Annotated in this window: 11 protein-coding genes and 1 riboswitch; of the genes, 5 read left to right on the top strand and 6 right to left on the bottom strand. The window is 39.3% G+C overall.

The window, feature by feature from the left end:
• Positions 1-236: 236 nt before the first annotated feature.
• A riboswitch (SAM riboswitch) is annotated at positions 237-339 on the bottom strand.
• Positions 340-749: 410 nt separating this feature from the next.
• Positions 750-1,943, top strand: a complete 1,194-nt coding sequence (locus OMHG_RS07590) for an MFS transporter (protein ID WP_010649765.1) — start codon at positions 750-752, stop codon at positions 1,941-1,943.
• 60 nt (positions 1,944-2,003) lie between these two features.
• Here OMHG_RS07590 and OMHG_RS07595 read toward each other — a convergent pair whose 3' ends face one another.
• Positions 2,004-3,614, bottom strand: coding sequence for a M20/M25/M40 family metallo-hydrolase (locus tag OMHG_RS07595; protein WP_010649766.1), 1,611 nt, complete (start codon positions 3,612-3,614; stop codon positions 2,004-2,006).
• Positions 3,615-4,058: 444 nt separating this feature from the next.
• Here OMHG_RS07595 and OMHG_RS07600 point away from each other — a divergent pair, with 444 nt between their 5' ends.
• Entirely contained in the window at positions 4,059-4,634 is a 576-nt protein-coding gene (locus tag OMHG_RS07600) for a sigma-70 family RNA polymerase sigma factor (RefSeq protein ID WP_044476862.1), read from the top strand.
• A 470-nt stretch (positions 4,635-5,104) separates the two neighbouring features.
• Here OMHG_RS07600 and OMHG_RS07610 read toward each other — a convergent pair whose 3' ends face one another.
• The gene (locus OMHG_RS07610) at positions 5,105-5,788 is read right to left on the bottom strand and encodes a DUF421 domain-containing protein (RefSeq protein WP_010649772.1); all 684 of its coding nucleotides are present in this window, start codon (positions 5,786-5,788) and stop codon (positions 5,105-5,107) included.
• Positions 5,789-5,881: 93 nt separating this feature from the next.
• On the opposite strand from OMHG_RS07610, the gene OMHG_RS07615 reads away from it, so the two are divergent.
• Complete coding sequence (locus tag OMHG_RS07615) at positions 5,882-6,220, top strand: DUF4363 family protein (protein WP_010649773.1); 339 nt, start codon at positions 5,882-5,884, stop codon at positions 6,218-6,220.
• A gap of 47 nt (positions 6,221-6,267) precedes the next feature.
• Here the strand turns inward: OMHG_RS07615 and OMHG_RS07620 are convergent, their stop codons facing one another.
• The 3 genes from OMHG_RS07620 to OMHG_RS07630 all read right to left on the bottom strand — a co-directional run bounded on the left by OMHG_RS07620 (position 6,268) and on the right by OMHG_RS07630 (position 8,241).
• A complete protein-coding gene (locus OMHG_RS07620; protein ID WP_010649776.1) occupies positions 6,268-7,071 on the bottom strand; it encodes a cytochrome c oxidase assembly protein in 804 nt (267 codons plus the stop codon).
• Positions 7,068-7,574, bottom strand: coding sequence for a DUF2243 domain-containing protein (locus OMHG_RS07625; RefSeq protein ID WP_010649777.1), 507 nt, complete (start codon positions 7,572-7,574; stop codon positions 7,068-7,070). Before OMHG_RS07625 ends, OMHG_RS07620 begins: the two co-directional genes overlap by 4 nt.
• A gap of 151 nt (positions 7,575-7,725) precedes the next feature.
• Positions 7,726-8,241 carry a hypothetical protein gene (locus OMHG_RS07630; protein WP_010649780.1) on the bottom strand — a complete coding sequence of 172 codons (516 nt, stop codon included), beginning with the start codon at positions 8,239-8,241 and terminating at the stop codon, positions 7,726-7,728.
• Between the two features lie 734 nt (positions 8,242-8,975).
• Here OMHG_RS07630 and OMHG_RS07635 point away from each other — a divergent pair.
• Entirely contained in the window at positions 8,976-9,896 is a 921-nt protein-coding gene (locus tag OMHG_RS07635) for an ABC transporter ATP-binding protein (RefSeq protein WP_010649782.1), read from the top strand.
• Positions 9,889-10,842, top strand: coding sequence for an ABC transporter permease (locus OMHG_RS07640; RefSeq protein WP_010649784.1), 954 nt, complete (start codon positions 9,889-9,891; stop codon positions 10,840-10,842). The genes OMHG_RS07635 and OMHG_RS07640 overlap by 8 nt, the downstream gene beginning before the upstream one ends.
• A gap of 457 nt (positions 10,843-11,299) precedes the next feature.
• Here the strand turns inward: OMHG_RS07640 and OMHG_RS07645 are convergent, their stop codons facing one another.
• Positions 11,300-11,845 (bottom strand): GNAT family N-acetyltransferase, encoded by a 546-nt coding sequence (locus OMHG_RS07645; RefSeq protein ID WP_010649785.1) that lies wholly within the window; start codon positions 11,843-11,845, stop codon positions 11,300-11,302.
• Between the last annotated feature and the right edge of the window lie 128 nt (positions 11,846-11,973).

Consider the following 11,973-nt stretch of genomic DNA (forward strand, 5'->3'; position numbering starts at 1 on the left):
TGAGACCCCACAGGGAGCGAACTTTGCGAGCGAGGAGACTCATCGCGAGCCCGCGGAAAGCACAGTGTATTTCCGGAGTACGGATAAAGCACCAATGATTTCTAGTTATGTCGCTGTTTTTATCAAATACAGAGTTAGAAATAACAACAATACTTACGAAAAGAGCCAAAAATAAAACCCTCTTCTTACCATAAGAAGAGGGCTCTAGCCGTAGACCTGTCGGCTGGCTTCTGCTCTTCTTATCTTCCAGACAATTGTCTGCAGGAGTTGGCACAGTATACTTTATAATCTGTTGCCGAGGTTTCACAGGGCCCTTCCCTCCGCCTCTCTTGATAAGAAAACATTAATCATAGTATTACAATATGAATTGTTAGTATTGTATCGTTAAAGTATATTCAAGTCAACCGTAATTGTTAAAAAGTAATTCAATTAGGAATATTGTACTAATGGGCGTATTTCTATCTAAAACACGATACTATTTTTAATTATGACACTATAAAGAATCCATTTTTAATAGTTTAATAATAGAAATAAGGTTTACAAAAATAAAAATCAGCAGTAAGATTAAATATACTTAATTAATAATAGTAGAGGCACGAAATAATAGTGTCTCTATTTTCTAATGACAATTCGTATAAATCAAAACATCCTTTGTGACCTTCAAGTGTAGTCAGTTGATTTTGAAATACAGTAATTCAGCAGGATAAGAAGGAAGTCATACAGGCAGAAATTCAGCAGGAGATGACCTTATGGAAAAACAAAACACGCGAGCACCAATTTGGACAAAAAACTTTATCAGTATAACATTGACGCAATTTATCGTATTTGTTGCTTTTTATACTTTATTAACAACATTGCCGCTATATGTAATCAAAAATCTGGGGAGAAGCGAGGCAGATGGTGGACTAATTGTTACTGTCATGTTAATCTCAGCAATCATAATCCGACCGCTTTCAGCGCTGTTTCTCGAAAAGGCAGGCAAGAAAAGAGGACTATTGATCAGTGTCCTGGCATTTACAGCAACCACATTTTTGTATATTTGGATTGAGTCTTTCATACCTTTACTTGCTGTCAGATTTCTTCATGGTTTATCATTCGGGATAGTAACGACCGCTACAGGAGCAATTGCTGCAGATGTTGTACCGGACAACAGACGGGGTGAGGGTCTTGGATATTTTGCAATGGCAAACAATCTCGCTGTCGTAGTTGGTCCATTTATTGGTTTACTGTTAATTCAATATGTTTCATTCCAAACATTATTTTTGCTACTAAGTTTAATCGTACTTAGCGGCGCAGTATTCTCCTTCATAATCGACATCCCCGATAACAGGAGAGCAGCTTCACAGGTGACCAAAAGAAAGCTGTCCATTCACGACTTATTCGAAATCAAGGCATTGCCAATAGCCTTAATCAGTACACTTGTAGCAATCTCATATTCAAGCATTCTTTCCTATTTATCTGTCTATGCAGATGCTATTGGCCTAGCAAAAGCATCCAGTTATTTCTTCCTGGTATTTGCATTTTTAATGTTATTATCAAGACCATATTTAGGAAGAAGCTTTGATTTAAAGGGGCCAAATTTCGTCATTTTACCTGGACTTTTCATCTTTGCTATTGGACTTGTCTTGTTAGGATTTACAACAAGTGCATGGATGCTGCTGCTGGCTGCCGGATTTATCGGACTAGGATATGGCTCCTTGCTCCCGAGCTTTCAAACGATGGCAATTCAATCGGCACATCCAGCGCGGAGTGGTCATTCCACCGCAACCTTCTTTACATTTTATGATATTGGTGTCGCATTAGGATCTGTTATTTGGGGAGCCATCGCTGGAATCTATAGCTTTACGATTTTGTATATCCTCAGTGCAGGTGTAGCGATAGTGGTTGTTATTGTCTTCACCCTTTACCAGAGACGTCATAAAAAAGTTACGGCCGATCAATAACCATATTGATTCCTTCGAATACAAAAGAGATTCTTCATTAAGGAAGAATCTCTTTTTCTATTACTTCACTCTGCTTACCATGTGGATTAACGCTTCCATGATAACCGGATACTCTTCAAAGGCATTCTTTATATTCAGCCGTTCCGTTCGTTTATGCGCGTCCTGTCCGTATGGTCCAACGTTTAGAACAGGGGCATTCAATTCCTGCATCTCCTGGAATGGCAAGGTATAGCTATCTCCCCAGACTGGTGTATTCTCTTCAAACGTCTTCCATCCTTCTGCAGTACCAGAATAGCTGACATAACTGAGATCACATATTCCATTCAAATAATGGCTTCGCTTAATTGGCAGATCAAACTTCTTTTTAGCAAAATCCATTACAAATGATGTACAGGCTTCAATCAGTTCATTTCCTGTAGAATTGACTGCTGGATAATAAGGTGGCGCCAGCAGCACGATAATGGCAGGGGCAAGCTCCTGACATTGAATCATTATTTTATCGGTTATACGAAGCGACTTTTCTCTATCATCCCAAGAATCATGATAATGAATATCAGCTTTCACTTCGCGAACATATTCCTCACCCAGTTTACCGGCTGCATAAGTCAATAAGTCTTTATACCGAATGACCTTTACCTTACCGATAGGATCCACATGATGCTTTTTACAAACCTCTCCATAAGCCTTATTACACTTTTCTGCAGCAGTCTGTGCTACCTCTTCAAATAAGTTGAAGGCTTCCTTTATTCCTCTTTTCATCAGAAAAATATTATACAAAGCAGATGAACGATAAGGAGTCTGTGTCGAATAAAGCAAACGCAGATCCGTCTGCTGCAGGGTTACCGGCAATGGTGTCGTCTCGCCCATAACTGTCTCAAGAAACAAATCATTCCATTCCATTTCCCTTGTCAAAAAGGACGATATATACGGCGAGGTGATTCCACCCAGCGGCTCACCTGCATGGGTCTCTTTTCCATAAAACAAGGAAGCAGCCAATACTTTTCCAATTGATCCTGTATACATATAGTGAGACGTATCTGTTGGTTCCTGACGAAAAGTTGGTTCTCCATTCAAGAATAGTTTATAAGTGATGCCATATTCCCTCTGGATTTCCAAAAGTACTGGAACGGCATGCCGCATCCCGGCTGAGTTTACTTCTTCATCCGGGACAGTCAATAATAATAGATTAATTGGCCATTTTTCTACACTGGCTTTTTCAATCAGACTCATATGCATGACGAGCCCCATCTTCATATCCATTGTTCCGCGCCCAAACAGAAATTCTCCAGTTTTCAGATCTTCTCTTACCTGTCCCTGGAATTCATCGCTTTTCTCCTGCAATACCTTTGTAAGCTCTTCCGGTTGAGTGGCCAGCGGCTCCAGAACGCCGTATTCCTCCGTGTTTACCGTATCAAAGTGACTTATTAGACAGATTGTTTCCTTTGCATTAGGATGTTTATATAATGCAGTCAATGATTTGCGCCTTAAATCTGCATCATGCAATGCAAGTTGACCAGGAAATTTCTGAAAATATTCCAAGTCCTGCAGTTTAGCCTGAAGCTTTGCAGGAAACTGCCTCTCCCCTTCAGACATTGTCATACTCTTCCAGCTCACAATTTCATCCAGCAAAGTCCTCAGATCTTCAGGAGTGCCCCATCGCAACTCATCCATACAAGTTCCCCCTTTTCCCAAATGCATCGCTTTAATTTTATTTATAGCAATGGCTTCTCTTTTAGACAGCATTCATTACACAATCAATTATAGCAATCAAGAGTCAGAATTTACACACATTTAAAAAATAGCTAACTCTTAATCTGATCTCCAACCAGACACTTCCGAATAAATTTCCTATTCAAATTTGAAAAATAATGAGTAATACCAGTGTATGCCAAAGATCCTAAGCGCGGCCAATAAAGAACAAGCAGACCGATACTGCCAAAAAGTACTTATCTATCGCCGAAACAAGCTGATATTCCCCTCACTTTACGAACATCATTTATCATATGAAGCCATTTTTAATAAGTTGCCATGCTCTTCACCCCCAAACCGGCTGTTCATTCGATTGTAGTTATAACAAAGTAACATTAATAAAATAGGAGATTGGAGGATATGGGAATGAATGAGAGCAAAAGGAGCTTCACATTTGAAGAGATATTCAGCCAGAATGAAAAAAGGATTCATTATTATATTAATCGTCTTGATATTCGAGATCCAAACGAAGACTTCTATGAGGAAGGGCTGTTCGCATTATGGAAGGCCTATGAGACTTATGAGCCGGACAAAGGGCCAATGACAACCTATTTCAATTATTTGATTAAACATCGATTGATCGATCGTATCCGTAAAGAAAATAATTCTAAGAAAAAGCTGGAACATTTTAAGCTTGTAAACAGGGCATTCTTTAATGATGGCAACTACAAATGCGGACTGGGAACCAATACAACACTCAAGCAATCTGAAGACATCACGGCTGCAAACGATCAGCTTTGGAGTAATCTGAAGCAGCATTTGTCGGAGAATCAATGGAAATGGGTAAAGTATTTTATTTTGGAGGATCTGTCCGTAAAAACAATCGCAGAAATGGAAGACACCTCCATCGAAGCAGTAAAAAGCTGGGGAAAAGAGGTCAGGAAGAAGCTGCGCGGTACATCTTTCAGAGATAAAATCGGCTGGATTATTGAGGATGGCTGATTGTAAAACATACCTCTCTCATATTCATGGATTTTCCATATGGTTACACAACCAAAATACTTGGCATAAACATATCTGAAAAAAGTGATATGTGATTGGTAATACCTTCATTACTCGTGAGTATTGCGCTTCTCTGCGTATTTCCGCGGTTCTCTTGATTATTCCGCGATTCTGCGCTTTATTCCGCGTTTCTAGCGATAATTCCGCGGTTCTCCCGATTATTCCGCGCTCCTCTCGTTTATTCCGCGCTCCTCTCGATTTTTCCGCGCTCCTCTCGATTTTTCCGCGCTCCTCTCGTTTATTCCGCGATTCTCTCGATTATTCCGCGATTCCCACCTTTTTTCCGCGCTCCTCTCGATTATTCCGCGATTCCCACCTTTTTTCCGCGATTCTCTCGTTTTTTCCGCGCTCCCCAAGATATCTCCGTGCTCCTCACAATCATTCAGAGCTACCCTCGTTTTTTCCGATGATTACTTATCGTATAAATCCACATAGAGATTCTTTTTCGAATCCATTTGTGCCATAAAGACATCTTTGAAATCCTTCGCCCCCTGTTTCTTAATTTCTCCCGTCAGCCATTCTCTAGAATAGCCAAGTTTCTGAAGGCTTTTATTAAGTACTTTCCCGTCCATTATAAGAATGGATGGCCCATGTTCCGGTTCTTGATGGATTGCTAGTGTAGTTGGGGTAACGGGCTGCTGATCCGTCTTTAGCATGACACTAAGCTGACCGTTTGTTTCCAAAACAGCCATCTCAACATCCGAAATCTTAAATACACCCTTTTCTCTTAATAACAGGATCAATTCATTTATGGTTAATACATTCTTCCTCATATTCTTCTCTAGCACTTCACCGTTTTCAATCAAAATGGTCGCCTTCCCGTCAGTTATATTGGAAAATATCCGTGACTTCATGCCAATATAAGCTAAGATAATCGGGAATAGTCCCCAGATAAACAATGACAAAAGCCCGTTGACTATTTTAATATTTTGATCAACAGACATGGTTGCTGCAATCGACCCGATGGTAATTCCTACACAATAGTCGAAAAAGGTGAGCTGTGAGATTTGTTTTTTCCCCATTATACGTGCCATTAGCAATAATAAAAGAAAAGCACCAATCGATCGAATCAGAATTAACATTATTTCTGACATCATAATTTCATCCTTATCACTTTTTGATATGTAAGTTTTTTTATTATTGGACAATATAGGGATAACCATTCATGCATTAGGAGGGTGAGCATAGTGATAAAGAAAGCGGGTATCTATTTACTGGTGTTAGTGGCGCTTTCAGGATGTGCAGGCAAGATTGGCGGTGATTATTTTTTTAATCAGATTGATCAGCTTGAACAGGCACTGGATGATTCGGAGTGGAAGAAGATGAATGCACAAGCTGCTCAACTTAAAGAAATCTATCAAGATAATAAATGGAAAATACAATTACTTGGAGATGAAGGTGAATACGAAGGGTTATATCAAAGTATCAATAAATTAATTGCAGCAGCAAAGGAAGAAGATACCGTCAACTTCAGAATAGAGCTTTCGACAATAAGATCTTTTGTGGAGGATATTTATTCGTTGTAATATTGCATATAGGCTCAGCTGTTTATTCGGTGCAGAGCCTATATTGCTCAGTTGATTATAGGTTTTCTATCACTGGCAATTTCCGGCCTTGCAGCATTGTACCATTGCAGACAGAGTATGAAAATCAAAATTAAATCAACCATATCTCCACCGTAGTACATCAGCATGGCACCAGCCTCCGCATCTGAAACAGGCACTGTTGCCGGCGGATTTGAATAGATGTATTTGGACAAGATTGCATGGGAAGCGATTGCCAGAATCAACACAATCGATCGGTACCTAAAACTGTAGCGATGTGAAATGGGATCTATGTAAATCATTGCTGCTGTAAACACATATCCAGCAAGAAAGACATGGAGATGTATGAGTATATTTATGACAAGGCTATGATGCATCAGCATATATAAATCAGTCGCATATAGAACCCATAACCCACCCATATTTAAAACGGAAGCATTTATCGGATGGCCGACAAAGCGTACAGGAAGGCTATTTAAGAACCCCGTTACTCTCTTTGCCCAATTTACAGTTAAGGTTCTCAGCAGTAAAGTCATGGGTGCCGATAGTACTAGCAGGATTGGTGCCAGCATTCCAAGGAGAAGATGACCAAGCATATGTATTGTGAAATCAGCGTGGGCAAGGTGTGCTAAAGGCCCAGTGACGGCTGCTGCTGCACACATATTTCCTACCAACCAGAAAATATATCTGTATAACGGCCATTTTCTAAGTCTATTACACCGGCTTGATACAATTCCCGCCCAGAAATATAAACCTATAAGAATGAAGAAACCTGAAGCCAATATAATTTCAAGTACCAGACCGGTAGTCTCAGTCATCCCGCCATGAGTCATCTCGACTTTCGCCCCTTCAAATGATTTCCCGTTTTGATAAGGATATAAGCGCCTCCAATAATCATAAATGCTGCAAGTATATTCCAGATTAAATCATATTTCAAAACATTATCCACATAGCGAATTTGATGAAGTTTCATCATTTTATGCTGAATAATGCCATCATATAATTGGAATGCTCCAGCTCCCAAGAACATTCCACCTATCCATCTTTTTAACCAAAACCCGGCCCTCCTCCTCAAATCAGCAACCATAAACATACCGCCTACTGTCGCGAACCAACTGAACGCATGGAATAATCCATCAGATAACAAACCAATCTCTGATGTTGATTTATCGTAAAAATGATGCCATTGCAATAACTGATGGAAGACAAATTCATCGATAAATGCAACCAAACCCAATCCGAATAGAAAACCCGACCATAAATTACGGGACAAGAAATTTATTTGATAGGGGTTTTCATGATGGTGTAACGATTTGTTTCCCCCAGACACAGTCATAAACTATTCTCCTATCTATTATTTTTGTCGTTTATTAATAGTATTTTACCCAGGTGGTATTTACATAAACCCCTAAGCATCGATAAAATGAAAAAGCCGCTCGATAAATCCATCATCGGATCTATCGAACAGCTTCCTTCCTTGCAGATGATTATCTAACTGGTGTTTTTGTAACTAGATTTGTATTATTTGATGATTGTTTTGTATTCTCTGTTGAAGAGTAACTGTTTGATTTAATATCGTCTTTTGTAGACAGCAGCTCATCCTTTGCGTCCACTGATTTATCTTTAACCTCTTTAAACTCCGATTGTGCCTCTTTAGCTGTAGAAAATACTTCTTTCGTATCATCCACTACATCTTTTGTTGTGTCTTTAATATCCTTTACTTGTGTATCTAAAATCTCCTGAATTTTGTTAATCGCTTCCTTGGAGATTTCTGTTGCATTCTGTACACGGGTAATAATGGCTTTCCTTGTTCCATTCGGATCATCTTTAATCGTTGTTGCATACTTGCTCACGGAGTCCTTCATTGACTTTGAAGTGTCCTTTACTTTTGAACGTGCATTGCTATTAAGCAGAACAAGCGAAGCACTTGCAAGGACTCCGGCCAGGATTAAACCTGTTTTTGCTCTTTTTGGATTTTGTACAGCTGTATTCATTGTTCCCAATGTAAAAACTCCTTTCAAAATTAAATAATTATTGTGTGTTGATATTTAAATTCCCGTTGTCAAGTAAATTAAACCTGTTTACTTACAGCTCGGCCATTAATATTTGCCAGAGAAAAGAAAACTGCAGTTGCGGACCATACCCTCCTCTTGGTTATTCCGCAGTTCTCTGGCTTTTTCCGCGCTTTCCTTGATTATTCCGCGATTCTGCTCTTTTTTCCGCGCTCCCCTTGATTATTCCGCGGTTCTGCTCTTTTTTCCGCGCTATCCTAGATTATTCCGCGATTCTCACGCTTTTTCCGCGCTCCTCTTGATTATTCCGCGGTTCTCTGGCTTTTTCCGCGCTCCTCTTGATTATTCCGCGGTTCTCCCGTTTTTTCCGCGCTTTCCTTGATTATTCCGCGATTCTGCCCTTTTTTCCGCGCTCCTCCTGATTATTCCGCGATTCTGCTCTTTTTTCCGCGATCCTCTTGATTATTCCGCGGTTCTCTGGCTTTTTCCGCGCTCCTCTTGATTATTCCGCGGTTCTCCCGTTTTTTCCGCGCTTTTCCCGATTATTCCGCGGTTCTATCGTTTTTTTCCGCGCTCCTCATTGTTCGTTTCTATCCACTTTCCGGCAGTTTTCATGGTGTCAACATTTCCTTAGCTTCAAATTATAATTAATTTTAAATATGTGAAACATTTACTTAATCAATTCGTATAGGTATAGTAGATTCGATAATGGAGGTTTTGAACTTATGTCAGAAACAGCAATGGAACTAATTGATGTCAAGAAAGAGATTGGCAGAAAGAAAATTATTAAAGGGTTGTCTTTTACGATCAATAAGGGAGAAGTGTTCGGTTTTATCGGGCCAAATGGTGCCGGTAAAACAACTACTATTCGAATGATGGTCGGCTTGACGCAGCTATCTGAGGGCGATGTCCGCATCCTGGGCAAAAGTATTAAAACAGATTACAAAGCGGCTGTTCGCGAAGTGGGGGCGATTGTGGAAAACCCGGAAATGTATCCCTTTATGACAGGAATGCAGAATTTAAATCATTTCGCCCGTATGATTCCAGAGATAACAAAAGAGCGCGTACAGGAAGTCATCCAGCTTGTTGGACTGGAAAAAGCAATGAAGGAAAAAGTGGGAAGATATTCTCTTGGAATGCGTCAGCGTCTTGGAATTGCTCAGGCACTTTTACATAATCCATCAATACTTATTCTGGATGAGCCGACGAACGGGTTGGATCCTGCCGGAATAAGAGAAATACGTATGTATATCCGAAAACTTGCAGTAGAGCAAAATGTAGCTGTAATCATCTCAAGTCATCTATTATCTGAAATCGAACTCATGTGTGATCGAATTGGAATCATCAAGAATGGTGAGCTTGTTGCCATTCAGCAAGTGCATGAGAAAAACGAGAACAACAGCATGAAACAGGTTCAAATGGAAGTAGCACCAGTAGAGAAAGCTATGGAACTATTAAAAACAGTACATGGGATAGATGCCTTAAAAGCAGAGCAAGGCATATCCTTCCAGGGGGAAAGAGAAAACATTCCGAATCTGATTCAAACCTTGGTAAATAACGATGTGTCCGTGTTCCAAGTGGGGCTGACTAAATCTACATTAGAGGATAAATTCTTTGATTTGATAGGAGAGAATACGATTGAATAACTTTTTTAATTTAACCTATAACGAACTGTTCAAGGTCTATATTCGGAAATCAACTTGGGCGATGTATCTAATCCTTGCCGTAATCATTTTCGGTATTGGTCTTATTGCCAATATATATGGGGAAATAGAAGAGGGCTATAATGACACTAATTGGCAGCAGCAGCTGGAGGAAGAGAATGCTAAGCTGACCACAGAAATGGAAAATGATGAATTTTCACAGGGCTTTAATTCCACAATCATTGAGAAAAACAATTATTATCTCGAGAATGATATTCAGCCTGCTGGATATGGGGCATGGCAATTCGTCATGGAAAATGAAATGCTATTATCGATCGTCAGCCTGCTTACCATCATCATCGCTGCAGGCATTGTGGCTAATGAATTCAGGTGGGGAACCATCAAACTCTTACTGATCCGTCCGATTACAAGAACCAAGATTTTACTCTCTAAATATACCGCAGTGCTATTATTTTCTTTCTTTACCCTTCTATTTGTATTATTGTTTTCCTGGATCATCGGGGCAATTTTCTTTGGGGTAGAAGGTCTGAATCCATCTATTGTATTAAATACAGACAACGGATTGGAATATGTATCGGTTATTGGTGAAATAATCTCCGGCTACGGGTACCAGCTCGTCACACTCGTCATGATGGCAACTTTTGCCTTCATGATTTCCACAGTATTCCGAAATAGCGCTCTAGCAATCGGCACAGCTATCTTCTTAATGCTTGTAGGAAACCAGATCGTATTCTTTCTGGCAGAGCGTTCTTGGGCAAAATATATTCTTTTTGCAAATACGGACCTGACGCAATATACCGATGGCAACAGCCCGTGGATTGAGGGAATGACACTCGGATTCTCTATTACCGTATTACTTGTTTATTATATTTTGTTTTTATTTCTTGCCTGGCTATTTTTCGCCAAAAGAGATGTTGCTGGTCAGTAAATTAAGGACGTACAGACAGCGTGAATGCGACTTTCCTTAACAGTAAGCATAGTTCCTACCTTGGGAAAAATCCAATCAACATATGATTTCGCAGCATAAATAACAATTCAAACAGCAAACAAAAAGCTTGAGGGCACTATTATCGCCCTCAAGCTTTTTCATCTTTAATAAAATAGTTAAAAATAGTTTCCATGTACATTTTAAGATATTTGCTAACAGTTCAAAGGGACCTGATAATGTTGCCATCATATGGTTACTGCGTTCTTCCTGAGTTGTACTTTTACTTTATTCCTTGGCTATGTGTACAATATGAATCCAACCTAAAATTACAGTAAACAGCAACTTAAATTTTAATCCCTTTCAACTATGGTTTATATCTCTTTCTCTTTCATTAGCCTGCCCGGTTAGTAAAAAACAACATATATTGAATGATCTTCTTGGTGTGCTAAAGCTCCCGTTACTTGAATAACTTATACCAATACAAAGTGGTTTCTATATTTGGATTATATGACTGTTTCAATGTGTCAACTCCACCTAGTATGAATCCTTGTTTCACATAAAACCTGCACGCTCCAAGATTATCATCTTGAGCCTCTAGAGACATTCCGATAAGTTCTCTTTGTTTTGCCCATTCTTCCGCTTTAGTTAAAAGCAACTTCCCGATTCCATATCCTCTAAATGCATTTTTTGTAGCGATATTTTCAATATAACAGAAGTGATTCCAATCCTTAATTATTCTAATTTGCCCAATGCAATTATTGTTCTTATAAGCTAAAAATAGAGCTTTATCTTCACGGTTTATATATCGGTTCCAATCAAGTTTATCATCCGGGAAACGAATTTCTTTAGTTTCATCAAATAGATTCTCTTCAATAGACCATTTTCCTGATTGAAAACTGGGAACAACCTTACCGAACACTTTAAAATAATCATTTGTTTTATTGATGTCCTCAATTAATTCATCCTTTAATGGAGAAATTATGATTTCCTCTGCAATATTCATTTTGACACCTCTTCATTCTGAAAAAGAATTTTACTAGCACAACCCTATATACCTAGTCTATTCTACATTACCGCCCGTTAGTGAAAAAGAACGCATATTGATGATCTCCTTGGTGTGCAAAAGCTTGA

The sequence above is a fragment of the Oceanobacillus massiliensis str. N'diop genome (genome assembly GCF_000285495.1).
GTDB lineage: Bacteria > Bacillota > Bacilli > Bacillales > Amphibacillaceae > Oceanobacillus > Oceanobacillus massiliensis.